A 22,545-nucleotide genomic window follows, 5' to 3' on the forward strand; every position below is an offset into this window, starting at 1 on the left:
GCGGTTCGGATCAGAACTGGCACTCGGAGGCGTAGGCGTCGCCCCGGTTCTCCATCGCGGTGCCGATCACGCGGTTGGTCAGCACGTCGCCCTCGCGCACCACCTCGCGGACATAGATGTCCTGGATCGGGTGGTGGTTCGAGTTGAAGGCGAAGTCGCCGCGGGTGCTGTCGAAATCGGCCATCTCCAGCGCGGCGCGGAACGCGTCGGGATCGTCGACGCTCGCCACATCCATCGCGCTCAGCAGCAGCTTTCCCGTGTCGTAGCCCTGGCTCGCATAGAGCGAGGGGAGCCGCCCGTACTCGGCCTGGAAGGCCTCGACGAAGGCGCGGTTGGCGGGGTTGTCGAGGTCCTTCGACCATTGCGACGTGTTCGCCACGCCCAGCGCCGCGTCGCCCACCGCCTGCAGGATGCCCTGGTCGAAGCTGAAGGCCGGACCGATCACCGGCAGGTCGATCCCGCTATCGGCGAATTGCTTCAAGAAGCTGATCCCCATGCCGCCCGGCAGGAAGAAGAACACCGAATCCGCGCCCGACGCCCGGATCTGCGCCAGCTCGGAGGCGTAATCGGTCTGGCCCAGCTCGGTGAAGAGCTCCCCCGCGAGCTCGCCCTCGTAGAAGCGCTTGTAGCCGGTAAGCGCGTCCTGCCCGGCGGGGTAGTTCGGAGCCAGAATGAAGCTGTTGGAATAGCCCGCGTCGTTGGCATGGGCGCCCGCCGCCTCGTGCAGGTTATCGTTCTGCCAGGCCACGTTGAAGTAATTCTCGTGGCAGCCGCGCCCGGCGAGCTGCGAGGGGCCCGCATTGGGCGAGAGATAGAACTTGCCCTGCGCCACCGCGCCGGGAACCACGGCCAGTGCGAGGTTCGAGAAGATGATCCCGGTCAGCACGTCGACCTGCTCGGACTGGATCAGCTTGTCCGAAAGCTGCACCGCGATATCGGGCTTGCGCTGGTCGTCCTCGACCACGACCTCGATATCCTCGCGGCCCTGCACCGCCAGAAGGAACCCGTCGCGCACGTCGATGCCGAGCCCCGCACCGCCGCCCGACAGCGTGGTGATCATGCCCACCTTCAGCGGATCATGCGCATCCGCCTGGGCCGGCACGGCCAGGAGCGCGGTCAGCGCCGCCGCTACTATCGTCTTCATGTCCCTCTCCCTCTTGGGTCGTCTTTTCTGGTCGTCAAAACGTGTTGAACGTGATCGTCGTGAAGGTCCGCTCGATGCCGTCGATATCCAGCAGGTTGTCGTTGATGAAGCGGCCCGTATCCGCGCCCTCCGGGATGTAGAGCTTCATCAGCAGGTCGAACTCGCCGGAGGTCGAATAGAGCTCGGAATGGATCTCCCGGAGTACGATGGCATCGGCCACGGCATAGGTCGTGCCGGGACGGCAGCGGATCTGGACGAAGACGCAATGCATCGGCTCTCCTCGGGTCTGGATGCCAGTTTCAGCAGGCGAGGCGCCGAATGACCAGTCATTTCCGGGCGTAGACATCCTCGTATCGCGTGATGTCGTCCTCGCCGAGATACGATCCGGTCTGGACCTCGATCAGGACCATGTCGAGCTTGCCGGGATTCTCCATCCGGTGGACGGCGCCCAGCGGGATGTAGACGGACTGGTTCTCGGAGACGAGATGCACGGCGTCGTCGATGGTGACCCGGGCCGTCCCCTGCACCACGATCCAGTGCTCGGAGCGGTGGTGATGGCTCTGCAGGCTGAGCGACTGGCCCGGCTTCACGGTGATGCGCTTGACCTGGAAGCGGTCGCCCTGCGCGAGGCTCTCGAAGTAGCCCCAGGGACGATAGTCGATCGGGTGCTGATGGGCCTGCGGCAGGCCCTCGGCCTTCAGACGGTCGACGGCCAGCTTCACATCCTGCGCGCGGTTGCGGTCGGCGATCAGCACCGCGTCCCCCATCGAGACGGCGACGATGTCGGTCAGGCCGATGCCGACCAGGACCTGCCCCTCCCGCTCGGCCCGAAGCAGGCTTCCCGCGCAATCGATGGCGACCACGTCGCCATGCGTCACCGTCCCACCGCCATCGACGCGCCAGAGCGCCTGCCAGTCGCCGAGATCCGACCAGGCGCCGGCGAACGGCACGACCGACAGGTTCTCGGCCTTTTCCATCACGGCGTGGTCGATCGAGATGTCCCGCGCGCCCGACCAGGCCGCGGCGTCGAGCCGCAGGAAGGACAGGTCGGGCTCGGCGGCGTCGACCGCACCCGCGACGGGTTCGACGAGGTCCGGGCAATGCGCCGCAAAGGCGGCCAGAACGGCATCGGCGCGGAACAGGAAGATGCCCGCGTTCCAGAGGTAGTGCCCCTCGGCCAGCATCACCGCGGCCCGCTCGGCATCGGGCTTCTCCACGAAGCCGCGCAGCGGCTGCGCGCCGTCGCCGCCGCCCGGCGCCAGCTCGAGATAGCCGTAGCCCGTCTCGGGGCGGTCGGGGCGGATGCCGAAGGTGACGAGGCGCCCGTCCCGCGCGGCGGCCAGCCCCTCGGCCACGGCGGCGCGGAAGGCGGCGGCATCGGGGATCGCGTGGTCCGAAGGCAGCACCAGCATCACCGCCTCGGGGTCCCGCGCGGCGACCAGCCGGGCCGCGGCCAGGATCGCGGGGGCGGTGTTGCGCGCCGCGGGTTCGATCACCACCGCGCGGGGCGTCACGCCGATCTCATCCAGCTGCTCGGTGACCACGAAGCGGTAATCATCGGCCGTCACCACCATCGGCGCGGCGAAACCCTTGGCCGCGACGCGCCGGATCGACGCCTGGAACAGAGTCTCGTCGCCCAGCAGATCCGCGAATTGCTTGGGGCGCGACCGGCGCGACAGCGGCCAGAGCCGGGTGCCCGACCCGCCGCAGAGGATCACGGGATGGATATCGCTGGTCTCGGCCATGCGGGCGCCTCGCCATTGGGGTGCGACAGGTCTCCGGGGGCGGGGCGCGGCTGTCAACCGGAGCGGGTCAGGCTGCGCTGGTCAGTTCGATCTGGCCGGCATGGTGGCAGGCCACGCGCCCGGGACCGAAGGGCTCCAGCTTCGGGCGTTCGGACTTGCAGATCCCGGTCGCCAGTGGACAGCGCGGATGGAAGGCGCAGCCTTTGGGCGGGTCGATCGGATCGGGGATCTCGCCCTCGGGCGGGATCACCTCGCGCCCGAAGGCGTCGAGGCGCGGGGCGGCGTCGATCAGCATGGCCGTATAGGGATGCGCGGGACGGGTGAACAGCACCTCGGGCGGCGCCTCCTCGACGAGGCGGCCCAGGTAGAGGACGCCGATCGTGTCGGCCATATGCCGCACCACGGTCAGGTCGTGGCTGATGAACAGGTAGGTCAGCCCGTGCTGATCCTTCAGGTCGCTCATCAGGTTCAGAACCTGCGCCTGCACCGAGACGTCGAGCGCCGAGGTCGGCTCGTCGCAGACGATCAGCTTGGGCTCGGATGCGAGCGCGCGGGCCACGCAGAGCCGCTGCCGCTGCCCGCCCGAGAATTGGTGGGGGTACTTCGCTGCATCCTCGGCCGATAGGCCCACCTGCTCCAGCAGGCGCTCGGCCAGGCCCTCGGCCGAACCGCCCCGGGCGGTGACCGGCTCGGTGATGATGTCACGGACACGCCAGCGCGGGTTGAGCGAGGCGAACGGGTCCTGGAAGATCATCTGGATGTCGGAGCGCACGCGCTCGATCTTCGCGGGATCGGTCTCGGCGAAGAGGTCGATGCCCTCGATCTCGACCGTGCCCTCGCTGGGCCGCAGCAGGCCCACCACCATCTTGCCGATGGTCGATTTGCCCGAGCCGCTCTCGCCCACCAGCGCATAAGTCGTGCGGGCCGGGATCTCGAAGCTGACATCGCTGACGGCGGTCAGCATCCGCTTGGGCAGACGCTCGATCACGCGGTTCAGCCACGGCTTCGAGACGTCGAAGACGCGGGTCAGGTTCTTGATGCTGACGAGGCTCATGCGGCGGAGTCCTTCGTGTCGGGCCCGGCTTCGATCGGGAACCAGCAGGCTGCGCGCGCATCGGCCTCGCCCACTTTCGGACGCGGATCGTGGCGGCACTTCGCCTCGGCGCGCGGGCAGCGGGGCGAGAAGGCGCAACCGTCGGGCAGGCGCCCGAGCCGGGGCATGGCGCCCGGGATCTGGCGCAGCCGCGCGTGCCCGGCCGACGCGGCGGGCGTCGAGGCCATCAGCCCGTCGGTATAGGGATGGCGCGGCTGCGCGATGATCTGGCTGACCGGCCCGATCTCGGCCAGCCGGCCGGCATACATCACCGCGACGCGGTCCGCGGTCTCAGCGATCACGCCCATGTCGTGGGTGACCAGCATCGCGGCCATCCCCCGCTCGCGGCACAGCCGCTTCAGCAGCGCCGTGATCTGCGCCTGCACCGACACGTCGAGCGCCGTCGTCGGCTCGTCCGCGATCAGCAGCGTGGGCTCGGCGCAGAGCGCCAGCGCGATCACCACCCGCTGCCGCATGCCCCCCGAGAACTCGTGCGGATAGGCGCCGAGCCGGTCCTTCGCCGCGGGGATCCCGACCTCGTCGAGGCCGCGCACGGCGCGCTTCCTCGCCTCCTCGGTGGTGACGTCGAGATGGCGCTGGATCGTCTCGGTGAGCTGGTCCCCGATGGTCAGGAGCGGGTTGAGCGAAGTGAGCGGGTCCTGGAACACCATCCCGATCCGCTTGCCCCGGATACGGCGCATCTCGGCGGGCGACACGTTGTCGATCCGCACCCCCTCCAGCAGCACCTCGCCGCCCGAGATATGCGCCGGCGGATCGAGCAGCCGGATCACCGCGTTGCCGGTCATCGACTTGCCCGCCCCGGACTCGCCGACCACGCCCAGGATCTCGCCCGCGTCGATCGCCCAAGAGACGCTGTCCACCGGCCGCAGCACGCCGTGACGGGTGGGAATGTCGACCGTCAGGTCGCGGAGTTCGAGAACGGGGGTGGTCATCGCAGCCTCGGGTTCAGCGCATCGCGCAGCCAGTCGCCCAAGAGGTTCACCGAGAGGGCCAGCGCCAAAAGGGTCACGGCGGGGAAGAACAGGATCCACCATTCGCCCGAGAACAGGAAATCCTGGCCGATGCGGATCAGCGTGCCAAGGCTCGGCTGGGTGGGCGGCGCGCCGACGCCGAGGAAGCTGAGCGTCGCCTCGGCGATGATCGCCAGCGCCAGTGAGATCGTCGCGATCACCAGGACCGGCGACATTACGTTGGGCAGGATGTGCCGCAGCATGATCGCCCCCGACGACCGGCCGATCAGCCGCGCGGCCTGGACGTATTCCTTGTTCTTCTCGACCAGCGTGGCGCCGCGCACGACGCGGGCGAATTGCACCCAGTCGGACAGGCCGATCGCCAGGATCAGCACCCAGATCGCCATCTGGTCGCGATACTCGATCGGGATCACGCCGCGGGCCACGCCGAAGATCAGCATCGCCACCAGGATCGACGGGAAGGTCAGCTGCACATCGGCCACGCGCATCACGATGGTCTCGGCCCAGCCGCCCGCATAGCCCGCGACCAGGCCCAGCAAGACGCCCAGAACCATCGCGAACATCACCGCCATGACGCCCACGAAGAGACTGATCCGCAAGCCGTAGAGAATGGTCGAGAACACGTCGCGGCCCTGATCGTCGGTGCCGAGCCAGAAGCTTTCGCCGGTGAAGGCATTGGCCTCGCCTGGGGGCGTGAAGCCGTTCATCAGGTTCAGGCTGGACGGGTCGAACGGGTTCGTCGTCGCGATCAGCGGCGCGAAGACCGCCGACAGCACCAGGATCAGCGTCACCAGCGCCGCGATCATCGCCACGGGCGAGCGTCGGAAGCTGTAGGCCAGGTCGCTGTCCCAGGCGGCCTTCCAGCGCGAGGCGCGGACGATTTCCGCGCCCTCCAGCCGTTCGGTCGGCTTCGGGCCCTGGCGGGCGGCGTCGGGCAGATCGCTCATACGTGCCTCCCGTCGATGCGAAGCCGCGGATCGACCCAGACGTAAAGGATGTCGACCAGCAGGTTGATCATCACGAACATCACCGAGATCAGCATCAGGTAGGCCGCCATCACCGGGATATCGACGAACTGGACGGCGTTGATGAACAAGAGCCCCACGCCCGGCCACTGGAAGACCGTCTCGGTGATGATGGCGAAGGCGATGATCGCGCCGAGTTGCAGGCCGGTCACCGTGATCACGGGCACCATGGTGTTCTTCAGCGCGTGGCGGAAATTGACCGATTTCGCGGCCAGCCCGCGCGCGCGGGCAAATCGGATGTAATCCTGGCGCAGCACCTCCAGCATCTCGGAGCGGACCAGCCGCATGATCAGCGTCATCTGGTAGAGGCCCAGCGTGATCGCGGGCAGGATCAGCGATTTCAGCCCGCTCTCGGTCAGAAGCCCGGTCGACCACCAGCCGAGCTGGACCACCTCGCCGCGTCCGAAGGTGGGCAGCCACCTGAGTTGGACGCCGAAGACGTAGATCAGCAGGATCCCGATCAGGAAGGTCGGCAGGCTGACCCCGATGAGCGAGGTCGACATGATCAGGTTCGCCGCCCAGCCGTCGCGGCGGATCGCGGTGAAGACGCCCAGCCCGATCCCCAGCGATACGGCGAGAAGGCCCGAGACCGCGGCCAGTTCCAGCGTGGCGGGCGCGCGCTCGGCGATGATCTCGGCGACGGGGCGGGCCTGGCGGTAGGAAATGCCGAAATCACCCTGCACCGCGCGGCCGAGGAAGGTGGCGTATTGCACGATGAAGGGCTCGTTCAGCCCCAGCGCCTCGCGCAACCGCTCCACGTCCTGCACCGTCCGCTCCTGTCCCAGCAGGTTCTCGATCGGGTCACCGACGAAGCGGAACATGGAGAACGCGACGAGGCCCACCGCCAGAAGGACGACGACGGATTGCAGGACGCGGCGGATGATATAGGCGAGCATGCCCCCGTCTCCTCTCTCGCGCGCGGAGGGTCAAGCGCTCAGCGTCCCTCGGGAGACGGGCGATGCCCGTCGGTTCGGGGGGCCGGGCCGGGGCCCGCCCCCCCACGGGTTCGTCACTCCGCGACTTCGATCCAGCGCAGGTTCACGAAATTGTCGGGCCGCTGCACGACCTCGACCCCGTCCTTCACGCCCCAGATCAGCGGCTGGACGTAAAGCGGCACATAGGCCGCGTCGTCGAGCTGGATCTGCGCGATCTCGTCCAGCATCGCCTGGCGCGCCGCATCGTCGATCTCGGACTGGACCTGCGGCAGGAGCGTATCGATCCGGTCATTCGAGTAGCCGCCGAAATTCCACGAGCCCAGCTTCGCCTCCTCGTTCGGCGTGGCCAGCAGGAAGCGGATCGGATGCTCGGCATCGAAGGTGCCGGGCGACCAGCCCAGAAGATACATGTCGTGATCGTCGGCCCGCAGCGTCGGCCAGTAATTGGCGACCGGCATGGTCTCCAGCAGCGGCTCCAGCCCGACCTGCGCCAGCATCCCGGTGATCGCGGTGCAGACGGCCTCGTCGTTCAGGTAGCGGTCGTTGGGGCATTTCAGGCTGAAGCGGAAGCCATCCGGATAGCCCGCCTCGGCCAGCAAGGCGCGGGCGCGGTCGGGGTCGTATTCGGGCCGGTCCAGCCCTTCGGTGTAGCCGCGCATGCCTGCGCCCACCAGCTGGGCCACCGGCTCGGCCGAGCCGCGCATCACGGTCTGCAGGATCGCGGGCACATTAACCGCATGGGCCACCGCCTGCCGGACGCGGGCGTCGGTGAAGGGGTTGCCCTCGCCGCCGGTGATCAGGCCCTCCGCATCATGCGGGAAGCCCAGCATGATGACGCGCGCCTCGATCCCGCGGACGACATCGACGCCCTCGGCCTGTTCGACCCGCGCGGCGTCCTGAACCGGCACGGGCTCGATCAGGTCCAGCTCGCCCGACAGGAGCGCCGCCACGGCGGTGGAGGAGTTCTGTACCGGCTGGAACACGGCGCGCGTGACGTTGCCGCGATCCTCGCCCCACCAGCCGTCATAGGCCTCCAACACCGTGCGCAGGCCCGGCTGGCGTTCGGTCACGCGATAGGGCCCGGTGCCGCTGGCGTTCAGCGTGGCGTAATTGCCCTGCTCGATGTTCGGCCGCTCGGCGCCGTTCTCGAGGGCCCAGCCGCTGTCCAGCATCATCCAGTTCGCGATCCCGTCGACGAAGATGGGGTTCGGCATCTCGGTCAGGATCTCGACGGTGGTATCGTCGATGGCGACGACCTCGGTCACGCCCGCGAACCAGCTCGACGTGTCCGACTGCTCCGACGCGGCGCGCTCGTAGCTGAAGATCACGTCCTCGGCGGTGAAGGCCTGGCCGTCGTGAAAGGTCACGCCCTCGCGCAGCGTGAAGCGCCAGCCGGCGCCGTCGCCGATCGGCTCCCAGGCGGTGGCGAGCGCGGGCTCGATGCTCATGTCGCGGCCGCGCCGGACCAGGCCTTCGTAGACATTGCCCAGCAGGCTGAAGACCGGGGCGGAATTGCCCGCATTCGGGTCCAGCGTGTTCGGATCGGTGGTGGAGGCGTAGCGCAGTTCGGCCGCCCCCGCGGGCAGCGCGACGGACAGGGCCATCGCCGTCAGGATCGGTCTCATTGCAATCTCCTCCTTGCTGGAGACCGAAGCATGACGCCAGCGTGGCGGGAGTCAAATCACGGCTTCCACCCAAAGCGCTTCGGGACGACTGTCAGGGGGCGGCGCGCAGACAGGCGTGCTGGGCAGGATCACCGCGCAAGGACTCGGATCGAAATTCTGGAAGAGGTCGCGCGCCGCTTCGACGGGCAACGTTAACGCTCAGTCCGCGGCAGGGTTCAGCGGGAAGGCCAGCGACACCCGGGTGCCCCATTCGCCGGTTTCGACCTTCAGCCGCCCGTCCAGACGCGACACGAGATCCTCGGTGATCCGGCTGCCGACCGAGGCGGAGCCCGGCCATTCCGTCTCGCCCAGCCCATTGCCGTCATCCTCGACGACGAGCGTGCCCCGGTCCCCCTCGGCGGAGAGGCCGACCGTGATCCGCCCCGTCGCGCGGTCCTTCATGCCGTGCTGCAGCGCGTTGGTCAGCACCTCGGACAGGAAAAGCGCCAGGCGGTCCGCCACCTCCATCTTCAGCAGGACGGGCGCGATATCCTGCGCGATCTCGATGTCATCGCGGTCGTCGATCTTGTGCAGCGCCTCGACCACCCTCCCGAGGAAGCTTTCCGCCGACACGCTGTCGATCGCGCCGTCATCGGCATTCGAGAAGGCCTCGTAGAGCGTCGCCAGCGCCCCGATGCGCCGCGTGAGGCGGGGCGCGACCTCTTCCGGCGCGCGGTTGCGCGCCTCGACCCGGATCATCGACAGGATCATGGCGAGATGGTTCTTCACGCGATGCTGTAACTCGCGCAGCCGCTCGCGCATCTCGCGGGCCTCGCCGGCCGTGCCGACATCCGCGGTCGTGTCGCTCTGGACGCCGAGGAAATAGACGATTTCGCCGTTCTCGTCGCGCAGCGGGCTGAGCATCAGGCGGTTCGGAAAGGCCGTCCCGTCCGCACGGTAATTCTGGATATCCACCGTGCAGGCTTCCCCCGCCTCCAGCGCGCGGCGGATCGCGGCCCGCGCCTGCGGCTGCGTCCCGGGCCCCTGCATGAAGCGGCAATTGCGGCCGACGACCTCTTCGGGCTGGTAGCCGGTCGTCCGGGTGAAGGCCGGATTCACGTAGACGATCGGATGATCCTCCTGCCGCGGGTCGGTCAGGACCAGCGAGAAGGGAAATGCGCCCACGGACTGCGCCGACAGGGCCGCGGGCAGGTCCCCGGGAGGCGTCATCGCCGTGCCGTTCAGGTCGATCTTTCCGTCCATGGTCTCGTGATCTCCGGTCGCGATGTCAAAATACGCACCCGGGCGGGCGGCTTCAATCGGGGCCGGCGCGAAAAGCGCATTCACGAAAAAAGAAAGGGCCCCGCCGGGGCCCTTTCACGATCGCTTGGCAGCGAAGATCAGTTCATCGAGAAATGCTTGAACTTCGGATCGTCCTCCGGCGAGACCTCGGTGCCGACGGCTTCCGTCATGCCCCAGTTCAGCACCTGGTGGTGGATCGGCAGGTACAGCGTCTGGTCCTGCACCGTGTCCCAGATCTCGGCGATGGTGGCGTTGCGCACCTCCAGATCAGTCTCCGAGGCCAGCGACTTGATCTTCGCATCCGTGTCCGCATCCGAGAAGCCGGTCGCGTTCCACGATCCGCGCTCGCCGTCCTTGGTATGGGCGAGGAAGTTGAAGATGTACTCGCTGTCATAGGTCGGCACGCCCCAGCCCAGCATGTAGAAATCGGTCGTGCCGTTCTGGATCAGCGGGAAGTGTTGCGCCTTGGGCTGCGCGTTCAGGTTCACGTTCACGCCGATCTGGCCCAGCATGCCGACGGCCGCCTGGCAGATCGCCTCGTCGTTGACGTAGCGGTCGTTCGGGCAATCCAGCTGGATGGTGAAGCCGTCGCCATAGCCCGCCTCGGCCATCAGCGCTTGCGCGGCGGTCATGTCGCCTTCGGGCAGCGCGTCGAGCTCGGGCGTCCAGCCATTGACGAAGGGCGGCATGATGACGCCGGTCGGCTGCGCTTGGCCGCGCATCACGACCTGCTGGATGGCCCCGCGGTTGAGCGCCATGTTCATCGCCTGGCGCACGCGCACATCCGCCAGCGGGTTGGCCCCTTCGACATCGTCACGCTCGATATCGTCCGCGCCCGAATTCATGCCGAAGAAGATCGTCCGGTTCTGCGGCGCGGTCTTGATCACCAGGTTCTCGGTATCGGCCACGCGGCTCAGGTCCTGCACCGGCACGTCCTGAATGAAGTCGACCTCGCCCGACAGAAGCGCGGCGACGCGGGTCGCGGCGTTCTGGATGGGCATGTACTCGATCCGCGTCACCTCCAGCGGGAACTGGCCCACGCCCCAGTAATCGGGATTGGCGTCCAGCACCGTGCGCACGTCGGGCTCGCGCGAGACGAGCGTGTAGGGGCCCGTGCCGTTCGCGTTGGTCGCGGCGAAGGTGGTCTGGCCGTTGGCGATGTCCTGCACGGCGACCACGTCATTCGCCTCGGCCCAATCCTTGTCCATCATGAACAGGTTGGTGAAGTTGTTGGGCAGGATCGGGTTCGGCCCGTCGGTGACGAATTCGACCGTGTGATCGTCGACCGCCCGCACCTCGGTGATCGAGGTCAGCAGCTCCTTCATCGCCGAGGTCTCGGACTTCGCGCGCTCGAAGCTGAACACGACGTCCTCCGCGGTGAAGGCGGCCCCGTCGTGGAAGGTCACGCCCTGGCGCAGGTTGAAGACCCAGATGTTCGGGTCCTCGGCGCTCGGCGCCCAGTCGGTGGCCAGCGCCGGCTCGAAGGCGCCGGTCTGGTCGCGGATGATCAGCGGCTCGTAGATCTGATGCGCCAGCGTGTGGGTCGGGCCCTCGTTCTGGGCATGCGGATCGAGCGTCAGGCTGTCGCCCGCGCGGGCCCAGCGCAGCGTCTCGGCGCTGGCGGCGCCGGCGGTCAGCGCAAGGGTCAGGATGGCGGTGGTCGTGCGTAGCATCTTGGTCTCCCGGTTGTTTCACACCCCTCCTCGGGGGCTTGATGGCGCGGAGACGACCATCCTTGTCGGGGAAACACAAGGGGATGGCGACAGGGCGCATCGGGGCCATACGACGCCGAATGTCATGTTACAGAAATCCGCCGGGCCACACGATCTTGTAACGTATTTCTGGACGCGGGCCCGCGCGGCGCGTATTGTGTTTTTGTCCCCTGCATTCCGGAGTCCGCGCATGTACGCCCAGATGGTGAAGTCCGAGACCGCCGATAACAGCCCCAAGGCCGCCGCCTTCCAGGCGCGCATCGACCGGGGCGAGAAGATCGAGCCGAAGGACTGGATGCCCGAGGGCTACCGCAAGACGCTGATCCGCCAGATCGGCCAGCATGCCCATTCCGAGATCGTGGGCCAATTGCCCGAGGGCAACTGGATCACCCGCGCGCCCACGCTCGAGCGCAAGGCGATCCTGCTCGCCAAGGTGCAGGACGAGGCGGGGCACGGTCTCTATCTCTACTGCGCCGCCGAGACGCTGGGCGTCAGCCGCGACGAGCTGACCGAGATGCTGCTCGATGGCCGGATGAAATACTCGTCGATCTTCAATTACCCGACCCTGACCTGGGCCGATATGGGCGCGGTCGGCTGGTTGGTCGACGGTGCCGCGATCATGAACCAGGTACCGCTGCAGCGCACCTCCTACGGCCCCTATGCCCGCGCCATGGTTCGCATCTGCAAGGAGGAATCCTTCCACCAGCGGCAGGGCTTCGACATCATGATGAAGATGGCCAACGGCACCGAGGCGCAGCGCCGCATGGCGCAGGATGCGCTGGACCGGTTCTGGTACCCGTCGCTGATGATGTTCGGCCCGTCCGACAAGGACTCGGTCCATTCCGCGCAGTCGATGGCGTGGCGGATCAAGATGAACACCAATGACGAGCTGCGGCAGAAATTCGTCGACCAGACCGTGCCGCAGGCCGAATATCTCGGGCTGACGGTCCCCGATCCCGACCTGCGCTGGAACGAGGAGAAGGGCGGCTACGACTTCACCCAGCCCGACTGGTCCGAGTTCTTCGAGGTCATCAAGGGCAACGGCCCCTGCAACGCCGAACGTCTGGAGGCCCGGAACCGCGCCTGGGACGAGGGCCGCTGGGTACGCGACGGGCTGATGGCACATGCCGCGAAGAAGCGCGCGGCGAAGGTCGCGGCGGAATGACCGGGCCGGCGCTCTCCGCCCGCGAATGGCCGCTCTGGGAGGTGTTCATCCGCGGCAAGCACGGGATGAGCCATCGCCATGTCGGCTCGCTGCACGCGCCCGACGCGAAGACGGCGATGCTCAACGCGCGCGACGTCTACACGCGCCGCCACGAAGGCACCTCGATCTGGGTCGTGCCCTCGGCCGCGATCACCGCCTCGAACCCCTCCGACAAAGGGCCGATGTTCGACCCCGCCGACGACAAGACCTATCGTCACCCGACCTTCTTCGACATTCCCGACGACGTGGGGGCGATGTGAGCGATCTGTTCACCTTCCTGACGCGCATGGGCGACAGCACGCTGCTGCTGGGCCATCGTATCTCGGAATGGTGCGGCCACGCCCCCGCGCTGGAAGAAGACATCGCGCTCGCCAACACCGCGCTCGACCTGATCGGCCAGACGCGGATGTGGCTGGCCTATGCCGGCCAGGTCGAGGGCAAGGGCCGGTCCGAGGACGACCTCGCCATGCTGCGCGACGCGTGGGACTTCCGGAACCTCCTGCTGGTCGAACAGCCGAACCGCGATTTCGCCCAGACGCTCGCGCGCAGCTTCCTGTTTGACCGCTGGCACCTCCTCATGCTCGAACGGCTGACCGCATCCGGGGATGCCACCATCGCCGGGATCGCCGCCAAGGCCGTCAAGGAGGTGCGCTACCACGCCGAACGCTCGGCCGAGCTGGTCGTGGGCCTCGGCGATGGAACCGAGGAGAGTCACGCGCGGATGCAGGCCGCGCTGGACCGGCTCTGGCCCTATGTGGCCGAGATGTTCGAGAGCGATGCGACCGACGAGGCGCTGGCCGCGGCCGGAATCGCGCCGCGTCCGTCCGAATTGCGCGCGGATTGGGACGCCGCCGTGGACGCGCTGCTCGCCGAAGCCACCCTGACCCGCCCGGAAAGCCAGGCGGCCCAGAGCGGCGGGCGCAGCGGCAAGCGCCATTCCGAGCATCTGGGCCACATGCTGACCGAGATGCAGTGGCTGCAGCGCGCCTATCCGGGGGCGACGTGGTAAGACCGTCCACCGCGCAGATCTGGGACTGGCTCGATGCTGTGCCGGACCCCGAGATCCCGGTGATCTCCGTCGTCGATCTGGGCATCGTGCGCGACGTGCGCTGGCAAGGCGACCGGCTGCACGTGGCAGTCACGCCGACCTATTCCGGCTGCCCCGCGACGAGTGTGATCACGATGCAGATCGACGCCGCCTTGCGCGACCATGGCATCGAAAGCCCCGTGATAGAGACGCAGATCGCCCCGCCCTGGACCACCGACTGGCTGTCCGAGAAGGGCCGCGCGAAACTGCTGGAATACGGCATCGCCCCGCCCTCGCCCGCCGGCGGACCCGAGGCCTGCCCGCGCTGCGGCGGCACGAACCTGTCGCGGGTCAGCCAATACGGCTCGACGCCCTGCAAGGCGCAATGGCGCTGCGGCGACTGCCTGGAACCCTTCGATTATTTCAAGTGCATCTGATGGCCCGCTTCCACGACCTCACCGTGACCGATCTGCGCCACACGACCCGGGATGCCGTGGTGATCACCTTCGACGCGCCCGACGGGTTCGACTGGGTCCAGGGCCAGTACCTGACCCTGCGCCGCACGTTCGACGGGACCGAGCTGCGCCGCTCCTATTCGATCTGCGCCGCGCCGGGCGAGCCCCTGCAGGTCGCCGTCAAGCGGGTCGAGGGCGGCGCCTTCTCGACCTGGGCGAATGCGGAATTGTCCGTGGGCGACACGCTGCAGGCCCTGCCGCCGATGGGGCGCTTCCACAGCGCCATCGCGCCCGATGCCGCGAAGCATAACCTCTTCTTCGCCGCCGGCTCCGGCATCACGCCGATCCTGTCGATCCTGAAGACCGTCCTGGCCTTGGAGCCGCGATCGAAGGCGACGCTGGTCTATGCCAATCGCGCCGTGAACGCGATCATGTTCCGCGAGGAGCTGGACGACCTGAAGTCGCGCAATCTCGCCCGCCTCGCCATCGTCCACGTGCTGGGCCAGGACGCGCAGGATATCGACCTCTTCACCGGCCGGATCGACGCCGAGAAGCTCGACGCGCTGTTCGCGCAATGGATCCGGATCGACACGGTGGACGAGGCCTTCATCTGCGGTCCCGAGCCGTTGATGAAGGTGATTTCCGCCGGGTTAGAGACACACGGCCTGCCGAGAGAGGCCATCCATTTCGAACTTTTCGCCGGCTCCCAGACCGGCCGCCTGCCCCAGCGCGCGGGCCGGAAGGCCGAGGCCAAGCCCACCCGGGCCGCCATCACGCTGGAAGGCGCGACCGAGACCGTCGAGATGGAGCGCGACCAGTCGATCCTCGAAGCCGCGCTCGCCGCCGGGATCGACGCGCCCTATGCCTGCAAGGCGGGCGTCTGCTCGACCTGCATATGCAAGGTGACGCGGGGCGAGGTCGAGATGATCCAGAACCACGCGCTTGAAGATTACGAGGTCGAAGCCGGCTACGTCCTCTCCTGCCAGTCCTACCCGCTGACAGACGATGTCGCGGTCGAGTATTACACCGGCCACTGACGCGAAACCCCCTTTGTCAGAGCCTGAATCCCGGCCTCACGCCCCGCGCTTGTCCACCACGCGGCGGGCCTTGCCCTGGCTGCGCTCGACCCCGCCGGGCGCGGCGACCAATACGGCGCAGCTGACCCCCACCATCTCCTTGATCGACCGCTCCAGCACCGGCCCGCAGGCCGCGCCATCCGCGTCGGGCAGACCCTCGACATGGACGCGCATCACGTCGCGCGGGCCTTCGCGGATCAGCTCGATCTGGAAATACGGCGCGAGCCCGGGGGTGGCCAGCACCCGCTCCTCGATCTGGGTGGGGAAGACGTTGACGCCGCGCAGGATGATCATGTCGTCGCTGCGCCCCGTGACCTTGGCCATCCGCCGATGCGTCCGCGCCGTGCCGGGCATCAGCGTGGTCAGATCGCGCGTGCGGTAGCGGATCACCGGCATCCCTTCCTTGGTGAGCGTGGTGAAGACCAGCTCGCCCTCGGTTCCGTCGGGACGCGGCTCGCCGGTCTCCGGATCCACGATCTCGGGCAGGAAGTGATCCTCCCAGATATGCAGACCATCCTTCGTGTCGACCGCTTCCTGCGCGACCCCGGGCCCCATCACTTCGGACAGGCCGTAGATATCGACCGCGTGCATGTCGAAAGCCGCCTCGATCTCGGCGCGCATGGCCGGCGTCCAGGGCTCGGCCCCGAAGATGCCCACCTCCAGCGGGCAGGCGCGGGGGTCGAGGCCCTGGCGGACATATTCCTCGAGGATGTTGAGCATGTAGCTGGGCGTCACCATGATCGCCTTGGGCCGGAAATCCTCGATCAGCTGGACCTGGCGCGCGGTCTGGCCGCCGGACATCGGGATGACCGTCGCGCCCAGCTTCTCGATCCCGTAATGGGCGCCGAGCCCGCCGGTGAACAGCCCGTAGCCATAGGCGTTGTGCACGATGTCGCCGCGCCGCACGCCGGCCGCGCGCAGGCAGCGCGCCACCAGATCGGCCCAGATCTCGATATCCCCGGCCGTGTAGCCCACGACGGTCGGCTTGCCCGTCGTGCCCGAGGAGGCGTGGACGCGCCGGATCCGCTCGCGCGGGACGGCGAACATGCCGAACGGATAGGCCGCGCGCAGGTCCTCCTTGGTGGTGAAGGGAAACCGGGCGAGGTCGCCCAACGCGCGCAGATCGTCGGGCGTCACCCCCGCCGCGTCGAATTTCCGGCGATAGGTCGGGACGGCCTCGTAGACCCGTTCCAGGGTCTGTTTCAGTCTCTGAAGCTGGAGTTTTTCCAGCTCGGCCCGCGGCGCGGTCTCGATCGGGTCCAGCGTCGCAGGGTCCGGCGTCAGGTCCTTCATCTCTCCTCCTCGAACAGCTGGCCGGGCACGGCGCGCGACAACCCGCGAAACTCCGCCACGACCGCGCCGCCCTGGTCGGTGACCCGCACGTCATAGACGCCCGACCGCCCGGCCAGCGTCACCTCGCGGGCCTCGGCGGTCAGCACGTCGCCCGCGCGGCCGGGCGCGGTGAAGGTCACCGCGGCGTGCTGCGCCACGGTGGCCTGGTTGCGCGAATTGCAGGCGAAGGCGAAGGCGCTGTCGGCCAGCGCGAAGATCACGCCCCCATGGCAGGTGCCGTGGCCGTTGCAGTGATGCGCCCCCACCGCCAGGCGCAGGGTCGCCGCGCCCTCGGACACCGCGACCAGTTCCATGCCCAGCCAGCGGCTGGCCGCATCGTCAGCCCACATCGCGTCGGCGGCACGGCGGGCGCGCGCGTCGGGCGTCATGTCGGTCATGCGTTTCCTCCCCCGCACAGGCTTGCCGGGATCGGCGGGGCCGGTCAATCTGCCGCGCAGGGAGACTGCCCATGTCGCTGATCGAGGTCGGAAGTTTCATCGCCGGGCGCTGGGTGCCCCCGGGGCGCGACGCTTTCGTGATCACGGATGCCGCGACGGACGCGCCGGTCGCGCGCGCCGGCGACGCCACGCTCGACATGCAGGCAGCGCTGGATCACGCGCGGCAGCTGGGCGGGCCGGCGCTGCGCGCGCTCACCTTCCACGACCGTGCCCGGATCCTGAAGGCGCTGGCGCTGCACCTGTCGGAGCGGAAGGACCCGCTCTACGAGCTGTCCTTCGCCACCGGCGCCACGGCCAAGGACCATCTCTTCGACATCGATGGCGGCATCGGGACGCTCTTCGTCTACGCCTCGAAGGGCCGCCGCGAGATGCCGGACGCGCGCCTCTACCGCGACGGCGGGCCCGAGGCCCTGTCCCGCGACGGCAGCTTCATCGGCCAACATGTCTGCGTGCCGCTGCGGGGCGCGGCGGTCCAGATCAACGCCTACAACTTCCCCGTCTGGGGCATGCTCGAGAAATTCGCGCCCGCCTTCCTGGCCGGGATGCCGTCGATCGTGAAACCCGCGACCCAGACCTGCCAGGTGACCGAGGCCTGCGTCCGAATGATGCTGGACTCTGGCCTCCTGCCGGCGGGTGCGCTGCAGCTGATCGCGGGCGGGGTGGGCGACCTTTTGGACCGGCTCGGCCCGCAGGACACGCTGGGCTTCACCGGCTCGGCCGCCACGGCGCTGAAGCTGCGGGGCCATCCGGGCCTGCTGCGCCACGCCGTGCGCTTCACGGCCGAACAAGACAGCCTGAACGCCTCGATCCTCGGCCCCGACGCCGGACCGGACAGCCCGGAATGGGATCTGTTCCTGCGCGAGGTGACGCGCGAGATGACGACGAAAGCGGGACAGAAATGCACTGCGATCCGACGCATCCTCGTGCCCGAACCCCATGCGAAGACACTGATCGAGGCCCTTTCGGCCAAGTTGGGCGCGGTCCATATCGGCGATCCGCGCGACCCCGGGACGCGGATGGGGGCGCTGGTTTCGAAGGCGCAGCGCGACGACGTGCTGGCGAAGCTCGATGCGCTCGCGGGCGAGACCGGGCGGATCTGCGGCGATCCGGATGCCGTGGACGGGGCGGGGGCCTTCCTGCCGCCGATCCTGCTGCATTGCGCCGATCCCGACGGCGCGCGGGCCGTGCACGCCACCGAGGCGTTCGGCCCGATCTCGACCGTCCTGCCCTATCGCGACATGGACCACGCTGTCGCGCTGGCCAATCGCGGTGAAGGCAGCCTGGTCGCGTCCGTGATCACCCACGATCCCGAGATCGCCCGACAGGCGGTCGAGGGGATGGGGGCGTGGCACGGGCGCATCTATCTCAACGATCGCAGCTCGATGGCGGCCAGCACGGGTCACGGTGCGCCGATGCCGCACATGATCCATGGCGGCCCCGGGCGCGCCGGCGGCGGCGAGGAGCAGGGCGGGATCCGGGGAGTCCTGCACCACATGCAGCGCGTGGCCGTTCAGGGCAGTCCGGACCACCTCTCCGGCGTGACGGGCCGGTTTTTCCCCGGTTCAGAGACGCATTCCGGACCGACGCACCCCTTCCGGCGCTACTTCGAGGAGCTGCAGCCGGGCGAGACGATCACCACCGTGCCACGTGTGATCACATCCGAGGACATCACCCATTTCGCCGAATTCACCGGCGACCGGTTCTACGCGCACATGGATGACGCCGCCGCCGCGCGGAACCCGTTCTTCCCGGGCCGCGTCGCCCATGGCTACCTGCTCCTCAGCTTCGCCGCCGGGCTGTTCGTGGATCCGGATGAAGGGCCCGTCCTCGCCAATACCGGCCTCGACGCGCTGCGCTTTCTGAAACCCGTCGCGCCCGGCACCGCGATCCACGCGACCCTGACCGTCAAGGACAAGACACCTCGCAACGACGAATACGGCGAGGTGCGCTGGGACGTGACGGTGGCCGACGCGGCGGGGGATGCCGTGGCCACCTACGAGCTTCTGACCATGGTCGCGCGCGGCGACCGGGCGTGAGCCGGGCCGCGCTCGACCTGCTCCGCGACCGGGCGGCGCCGCGGCGGGTCTGGTCGGTACTCGTCACCATTTTCGGCGATCTTGCCCAAGGCCCGGGCGCGGGGCTCGACGGCGCGACCCTGCGTGCGATTGGCGCCGAGCTCGAAATCCGGCCCGAAGCGCTGCGCACGGCGCTACACCGGCTGCGCCGCGACGGCTGGATCGAAAGCACCCGGACCGGCCGGACGACCACACATGCCCTGACGCCCAGCGCCCGGGCCGAAAGCCGCGCCGCAGGGCGGCGCATCTACGCGACCGACGCCCCCGACGCCTGCTGGCTGGTCCTCTCGCCGGACGGGACGGAGCCGCGGGTCCATCTGTCGGCCCGGGGCGAAGGCTTCGCCCTGCCCGTCGACCGGCCGCCCCCGGACTGGCTGCGCGCTCAGAGCGCGCCGCCCGAATTGTGCGACGCATCGCGGGACCTGGCCCAGGCGCTGCGGCGCGCGGGCCCGCTGCTCGACCCCGTCGCGCTGTCGCCCGCCCAAATCGCGGCGCTGCGCACGGTCATCGTCCATGACTGGCGAAGGATCCTGTTGCGGGCCTCCGACCTGCCGGGCTGGGCCTTTCCGCCGGAATGGCAGGGCGACGCCTGCCGCGCCGAGGTGGCCGACCTGCTGGCCCGCCTGCCCCGCCCCGAGATCGCGCGGATTTCCCCGCGTTAGAGCCTTGTCAGGCGCCGAAGACGATCTGTGCCTTCATCGCCTGGCTGCGGTCCCCGGCGATCGTGAACGCGTCCGTGGCGGCGTCGAGCGGCAGGCTGTGGGTGATGAGCGGCGTCACGTCGATCAGACCCTTGCGCATCAGGCTCACGCCCGCGTGGAACTCCGCGTGGAAGCGGAAGCTGCCCTTGAGTGACAGCTCCTTCGCCGTCAGCGCCTGCATCGAAACGGGCATATCCCCGCCGAGGCCGAGCTGCACGAGCACGCCGCCGGGCCGCAGCGCCGCGATGGCGCCGGCCAGGGCGGGTGCCGCGCCGGAGCATTCGAAGGCGGCGTCGAACTGGCCCTTTTCCCTTTGCCAGGGTCGAAGCGCCTCCGGATCGGCCTTCAGGTCGAGCCCGTCATCGGCCCCCAGCCGCCGGGCCATGTCGAGCGGGAAGCCCGCGAGGTCGGTCGCCACGATCCGCTCCGCCCCCGCCCGGCGCGCGGCCAGCACCGTCAGAAGCCCGATCGGTCCGCATCCCGTCACCAGCACCGCCTTTCCGACCAGCCCGCCCGCCTGCCGCAGGGCGTGCAGCGCGACCGCCAACGGCTCCGCCATCGCGGCCTCGCCCGCGCTCAACCCGTCGGCGGGCGCGCATTGCGTGGCCTCGGCGATCAGCACATCGCGGAACGCGCCCTGAATATGCGGGAACGGCATGGCCGAGCCGTAGAAGCGCATGTTCAGACACTGGTTCGGCTGCCCCCGCAGGCAGTATTCGCAGGTCCCGCAGGGCCGCGAGGGCGAGATGGCGACGAGCTGCCCCTCCGACAGGCCTTCGACCCCGGCGCCCAGCGCGTCGACATGGCCCGCGACCTCGTGCCCGAGGATCATCGGCTGGCGCAGTCGGACGGCGCCGAAGCCGCCATGGTTGTAATAATGCAGATCCGAACCGCAGACCCCGCCCGCCGCCATCCGGATGCGGACCTGGCCCGGTCCGGGCGGCCCGGGATCGGGGCGCTCCTCCAGTCGCAGATCGTGGGCGGCGTGGATGACGATGGCGCGCATGGCCCCTCCCCCTCCGGTTGACTTGGGCCGGATGCCGATCACAGAAACAGGCCCGGCCGCGATAGTCGAGGCCCGAGCAGGAGACGCGCCATGACCCTCGACCTCTTCGATCTGAGCGGACGGCGTGCCCTGGTGACGGGATCCGGGCAGGGCATCGGGCTGGCGCTGGCCAAGGGGCTGGCGGGCGCCGGGGCGGCAATCGTCCTGAACGGGCGCAGCCGCGACAAGCTGGAAGCCGCCGTCACTGATCTGCGCGCCGGCGGTGCGACGGTGGACCTTCTGCCCTTCGACGTGACCGATCATGAGGCCGCGCGCGCGGCGATCGACGGGTTCGAGGCCCAGACCGGCGCGATCGACATCCTGGTCAACAATGCGGGCATGCAGCACCGCGCCCCGCTGCAGGACTTTCCCGCCGAGGCGTTCGAGCGCCTGCTGCAGACCAACATCGCCAGTGTCTTCCACGTGGGCCAAGCCTGCGCGCGCCACATGATCGGGCGCGGGGCGGGAAAGATCGTCAACATCGCCTCGGTCCAGACCGCGCTGGCCCGCCCGGGCATCGCCCCCTACACGGCGACCAAGGGCGCGGTGGGCAACCTGACCAAGGGTATGGCGACCGATTGGGCGCAGCACGGGCTGCAGGTGAACGCGCTGGCGCCCGGCTATTTTGAGACGCCGCTGAACCAGGCGCTGGTCGACGATCCCGAATTCTCGGCCTGGCTGGCCAAGCGCACCCCCGCCGGCCGCTGGGGCCGGGTGGAGGAGCTGGTCGGCGCCTGCGTCTTCCTGTGCTCGGCCGCGTCCAGCTTTGTGAACGGCACGACGCTCTATGTCGATGGCGGGATTACCGCCTCGCTCTAGCCGCGCGCGCCGATCTCGAAGGACAGCTCGGCCAGGCCGTCGATCCCCGCGCGGACCCGGTCGCCGGGCTGCAGCGGGCCGACGCCCGCGGGCGTGCCGGTCATCACCAGGTCGCCCGGCGCCAGGGCCATGGAGCGCGAGATGATCGCCACATGCTCCAGCACCGGCCAGATCATCTCGGACAGGTCGCCGCGCTGCCGGGGCGTGCCGTTCACCTCCAGCCAGATGCCGCCGCGATCGAGCGCCGGAACCTCCGCGATCGGCACCAGCGGCGCCATCGGGGCGGAGGCGTCGAAGCCCTTGCCCCAGTCCCAGGGCCGGCCCGCGGCCTTGGCTGCGCCCTGCAGATCGCGGCGGGTCAGGTCGATCCCGACGGTCGCGCCCCAGATCGCGCCCGCCTCCTGCGCGGGCGACAGGTCGCGCCCGCCCGCGGCCAACGCCACCACCAGCTCGACCTCGTGATGCAGCTCGGCGGTCTCGGGCGGATAAGGGATCACGCCCGCGGCAGGCACGACCGAATCGCCGGGCTTCATGAAGAAGAAGGGCGGTTCGCGATCCGGGTCCTTGCCCATCTCGCGCGCATGGGCGGCGTAGTTGCGCCCGACGCAGAACACGCGCCGGATGGGAAAGCGCGCGGCGCGGCCCGCGACGGCGAGCGAGGGCGGCTCGGGCGGGGGAATGACGTAGGACATGGCGGCTCCTGCTCTGGGCCGCAGGCGTGCCCGGCGTGGACGCCGCCTGTCAACGCGGTCGCCGTGTTAACCGAACGCCCACCATCCGCCGCCTAGAACCCGCGGGACC

The 22,545-nt window shown here is 69.0% G+C and carries 22 protein-coding genes; 8 read left to right on the forward strand and 14 right to left on the reverse strand.

Annotated features, from left to right (window positions below; all coding sequences use genetic code 11):
- Positions 1–10: 10 nt before the first annotated feature.
- The 10 genes from P8627_RS08000 to P8627_RS08045 form a co-directional block, all read right to left on the reverse strand.
- Positions 11–1,144: an ABC transporter substrate-binding protein gene (locus P8627_RS08000; RefSeq protein WP_279967254.1), complete on the reverse strand. Its 1,134-nt coding sequence runs from the start codon at positions 1,142–1,144 to the stop codon at positions 11–13.
- Positions 1,145–1,178: 34 nt separating this feature from the next.
- Positions 1,179–1,415: an Lrp/AsnC ligand binding domain-containing protein gene (locus P8627_RS08005; protein WP_279967255.1), complete on the reverse strand. Its 237-nt coding sequence runs from the start codon at positions 1,413–1,415 to the stop codon at positions 1,179–1,181.
- A gap of 55 nt (positions 1,416–1,470) precedes the next feature.
- Positions 1,471–2,889 (reverse strand): mannose-1-phosphate guanylyltransferase/mannose-6-phosphate isomerase, encoded by a 1,419-nt coding sequence (locus tag P8627_RS08010; RefSeq protein ID WP_279967256.1) that lies wholly within the window; start codon positions 2,887–2,889, stop codon positions 1,471–1,473.
- A 67-nt stretch (positions 2,890–2,956) separates the two neighbouring features.
- Positions 2,957–3,943 (reverse strand): ABC transporter ATP-binding protein, encoded by a 987-nt coding sequence (locus P8627_RS08015; protein WP_279967257.1) that lies wholly within the window; start codon positions 3,941–3,943, stop codon positions 2,957–2,959.
- Positions 3,940–4,935 (reverse strand): ABC transporter ATP-binding protein, encoded by a 996-nt coding sequence (locus P8627_RS08020; protein WP_279967258.1) that lies wholly within the window; start codon positions 4,933–4,935, stop codon positions 3,940–3,942. Before P8627_RS08020 ends, P8627_RS08015 begins: the two co-directional genes overlap by 4 nt.
- A complete protein-coding gene (locus P8627_RS08025; protein ID WP_279967259.1) occupies positions 4,932–5,921 on the reverse strand; it encodes an ABC transporter permease in 990 nt (329 codons plus the stop codon). Before P8627_RS08025 ends, P8627_RS08020 begins: the two co-directional genes overlap by 4 nt.
- Positions 5,918–6,895, reverse strand: a complete 978-nt coding sequence (locus P8627_RS08030; protein WP_279967260.1) for an ABC transporter permease — start codon at positions 6,893–6,895, stop codon at positions 5,918–5,920. The genes P8627_RS08025 and P8627_RS08030 overlap by 4 nt, the downstream gene beginning before the upstream one ends.
- A gap of 113 nt (positions 6,896–7,008) precedes the next feature.
- Positions 7,009–8,559 (reverse strand): ABC transporter substrate-binding protein, encoded by a 1,551-nt coding sequence (locus tag P8627_RS08035; protein WP_279967261.1) that lies wholly within the window; start codon positions 8,557–8,559, stop codon positions 7,009–7,011.
- Positions 8,560–8,757: 198 nt separating this feature from the next.
- Positions 8,758–9,801 (reverse strand): PAS domain-containing protein, encoded by a 1,044-nt coding sequence (locus P8627_RS08040; protein ID WP_279967263.1) that lies wholly within the window; start codon positions 9,799–9,801, stop codon positions 8,758–8,760.
- Positions 9,802–9,938: 137 nt separating this feature from the next.
- Positions 9,939–11,513 carry an ABC transporter substrate-binding protein gene (locus tag P8627_RS08045; RefSeq protein WP_279967264.1) on the reverse strand — a complete coding sequence of 525 codons (1,575 nt, stop codon included), beginning with the start codon at positions 11,511–11,513 and terminating at the stop codon, positions 9,939–9,941.
- 229 nt (positions 11,514–11,742) lie between these two features.
- Between P8627_RS08045 and paaA the strand changes: the two genes are divergently transcribed.
- Genes paaA through P8627_RS08070 form a run of 5 tightly spaced genes read left to right on the forward strand, consistent with a single transcriptional unit; the run spans position 11,743 to position 15,275 of the window.
- Positions 11,743–12,717 carry a 1,2-phenylacetyl-CoA epoxidase subunit PaaA gene (paaA, locus tag P8627_RS08050; RefSeq protein WP_279967265.1) on the forward strand — a complete coding sequence of 325 codons (975 nt, stop codon included), beginning with the start codon at positions 11,743–11,745 and terminating at the stop codon, positions 12,715–12,717.
- Entirely contained in the window at positions 12,714–13,016 is a 303-nt protein-coding gene (gene paaB / locus P8627_RS08055) for a 1,2-phenylacetyl-CoA epoxidase subunit PaaB (protein ID WP_279967266.1), read from the forward strand. Before paaA ends, paaB begins: the two co-directional genes overlap by 4 nt.
- Before the next feature lie 26 nt (positions 13,017–13,042).
- Positions 13,043–13,765, forward strand: coding sequence for a 1,2-phenylacetyl-CoA epoxidase subunit PaaC (gene paaC / locus P8627_RS08060; protein WP_279967423.1), 723 nt, complete (start codon positions 13,043–13,045; stop codon positions 13,763–13,765).
- A complete protein-coding gene (gene paaD, locus P8627_RS08065) occupies positions 13,759–14,220 on the forward strand; it encodes a 1,2-phenylacetyl-CoA epoxidase subunit PaaD (protein ID WP_279967267.1) in 462 nt (153 codons plus the stop codon). Before paaC ends, paaD begins: the two co-directional genes overlap by 7 nt.
- Positions 14,220–15,275, forward strand: a complete 1,056-nt coding sequence (locus P8627_RS08070; protein WP_279967269.1) for a 2Fe-2S iron-sulfur cluster-binding protein — start codon at positions 14,220–14,222, stop codon at positions 15,273–15,275. The genes paaD and P8627_RS08070 overlap by 1 nt, the downstream gene beginning before the upstream one ends.
- Before the next feature lie 36 nt (positions 15,276–15,311).
- Here P8627_RS08070 and paaK read toward each other — a convergent pair whose 3' ends face one another.
- Positions 15,312–16,607 (reverse strand): phenylacetate--CoA ligase PaaK, encoded by a 1,296-nt coding sequence (gene paaK, locus P8627_RS08075; protein WP_279967270.1) that lies wholly within the window; start codon positions 16,605–16,607, stop codon positions 15,312–15,314.
- On the reverse strand, positions 16,604–17,035 hold the full coding sequence (gene paaI / locus P8627_RS08080; protein ID WP_279967425.1) for a hydroxyphenylacetyl-CoA thioesterase PaaI: 432 nt from the start codon (positions 17,033–17,035) through the stop codon (positions 16,604–16,606). Before paaI ends, paaK begins: the two co-directional genes overlap by 4 nt.
- Positions 17,036–17,115: 80 nt before the next feature.
- Here paaI and paaZ point away from each other — a divergent pair, with 80 nt between their 5' ends.
- Positions 17,116–19,140, forward strand: coding sequence for a phenylacetic acid degradation bifunctional protein PaaZ (gene paaZ, locus P8627_RS08085; RefSeq protein ID WP_279967271.1), 2,025 nt, complete (start codon positions 17,116–17,118; stop codon positions 19,138–19,140).
- Positions 19,137–19,841: a PaaX family transcriptional regulator C-terminal domain-containing protein gene (locus P8627_RS08090; protein ID WP_279967272.1), complete on the forward strand. Its 705-nt coding sequence runs from the start codon at positions 19,137–19,139 to the stop codon at positions 19,839–19,841. Before paaZ ends, P8627_RS08090 begins: the two co-directional genes overlap by 4 nt.
- Positions 19,842–19,848: 7 nt before the next feature.
- Here P8627_RS08090 and P8627_RS08095 read toward each other — a convergent pair whose 3' ends face one another.
- The gene (locus tag P8627_RS08095) at positions 19,849–20,886 is read right to left on the reverse strand and encodes an L-idonate 5-dehydrogenase (RefSeq protein ID WP_279967273.1); all 1,038 of its coding nucleotides are present in this window, start codon (positions 20,884–20,886) and stop codon (positions 19,849–19,851) included.
- A 90-nt stretch (positions 20,887–20,976) separates the two neighbouring features.
- Here P8627_RS08095 and P8627_RS08100 point away from each other — a divergent pair, with 90 nt between their 5' ends.
- Positions 20,977–21,744: an SDR family oxidoreductase gene (locus P8627_RS08100; RefSeq protein WP_279967274.1), complete on the forward strand. Its 768-nt coding sequence runs from the start codon at positions 20,977–20,979 to the stop codon at positions 21,742–21,744.
- Here the strand turns inward: P8627_RS08100 and P8627_RS08105 are convergent.
- Positions 21,741–22,436, reverse strand: coding sequence for a fumarylacetoacetate hydrolase family protein (locus tag P8627_RS08105; RefSeq protein ID WP_279967275.1), 696 nt, complete (start codon positions 22,434–22,436; stop codon positions 21,741–21,743). The genes P8627_RS08100 and P8627_RS08105 overlap by 4 nt on opposite strands.
- Between the last annotated feature and the right edge of the window lie 109 nt (positions 22,437–22,545).

The organism is Jannaschia sp. GRR-S6-38, assembly GCF_029853695.1.
GTDB classification, from domain to species: Bacteria; Pseudomonadota; Alphaproteobacteria; order Rhodobacterales; family Rhodobacteraceae; genus Jannaschia; species Jannaschia ovalis.

Coding starts and splice junctions, on each gene's coding strand:
- P8627_RS08000 (WP_279967254.1), bottom strand. CDS start 1,144: ATGAAGACGATAGTAGCGGCGGCGCTGACCGCGCTCCTGGCCGTGCCG.
- P8627_RS08005 (WP_279967255.1), bottom strand. CDS start 1,415: ATGCATTGCGTCTTCGTCCAGATCCGCTGCCGTCCCGGCACGACCTAT.
- P8627_RS08010 (WP_279967256.1), bottom strand. CDS start 2,889: ATGGCCGAGACCAGCGATATCCATCCCGTGATCCTCTGCGGCGGGTCG.
- P8627_RS08015 (WP_279967257.1), bottom strand. CDS start 3,943: ATGAGCCTCGTCAGCATCAAGAACCTGACCCGCGTCTTCGACGTCTCG.
- P8627_RS08020 (WP_279967258.1), bottom strand. CDS start 4,935: ATGACCACCCCCGTTCTCGAACTCCGCGACCTGACGGTCGACATTCCC.
- P8627_RS08025 (WP_279967259.1), bottom strand. CDS start 5,921: ATGAGCGATCTGCCCGACGCCGCCCGCCAGGGCCCGAAGCCGACCGAA.
- P8627_RS08030 (WP_279967260.1), bottom strand. CDS start 6,895: ATGCTCGCCTATATCATCCGCCGCGTCCTGCAATCCGTCGTCGTCCTT.
- P8627_RS08035 (WP_279967261.1), bottom strand. CDS start 8,559: ATGAGACCGATCCTGACGGCGATGGCCCTGTCCGTCGCGCTGCCCGCG.
- P8627_RS08040 (WP_279967263.1), bottom strand. CDS start 9,801: ATGGACGGAAAGATCGACCTGAACGGCACGGCGATGACGCCTCCCGGG.
- P8627_RS08045 (WP_279967264.1), bottom strand. CDS start 11,513: ATGCTACGCACGACCACCGCCATCCTGACCCTTGCGCTGACCGCCGGC.
- paaA (WP_279967265.1), top strand. CDS start 11,743: ATGTACGCCCAGATGGTGAAGTCCGAGACCGCCGATAACAGCCCCAAG.
- paaB (WP_279967266.1), top strand. CDS start 12,714: ATGACCGGGCCGGCGCTCTCCGCCCGCGAATGGCCGCTCTGGGAGGTG.
- paaC (WP_279967423.1), top strand. CDS start 13,043: ATGGGCGACAGCACGCTGCTGCTGGGCCATCGTATCTCGGAATGGTGC.
- P8627_RS08070 (WP_279967269.1), top strand. CDS start 14,220: ATGGCCCGCTTCCACGACCTCACCGTGACCGATCTGCGCCACACGACC.
- paaK (WP_279967270.1), bottom strand. CDS start 16,607: ATGAAGGACCTGACGCCGGACCCTGCGACGCTGGACCCGATCGAGACC.
- paaI (WP_279967425.1), bottom strand. CDS start 17,035: ATGACGCCCGACGCGCGCGCCCGCCGTGCCGCCGACGCGATGTGGGCT.
- paaZ (WP_279967271.1), top strand. CDS start 17,116: ATGTCGCTGATCGAGGTCGGAAGTTTCATCGCCGGGCGCTGGGTGCCC.
- P8627_RS08095 (WP_279967273.1), bottom strand. CDS start 20,886: ATGCGCGCCATCGTCATCCACGCCGCCCACGATCTGCGACTGGAGGAG.
- P8627_RS08100 (WP_279967274.1), top strand. CDS start 20,977: ATGACCCTCGACCTCTTCGATCTGAGCGGACGGCGTGCCCTGGTGACG.
- P8627_RS08105 (WP_279967275.1), bottom strand. CDS start 22,436: ATGTCCTACGTCATTCCCCCGCCCGAGCCGCCCTCGCTCGCCGTCGCG.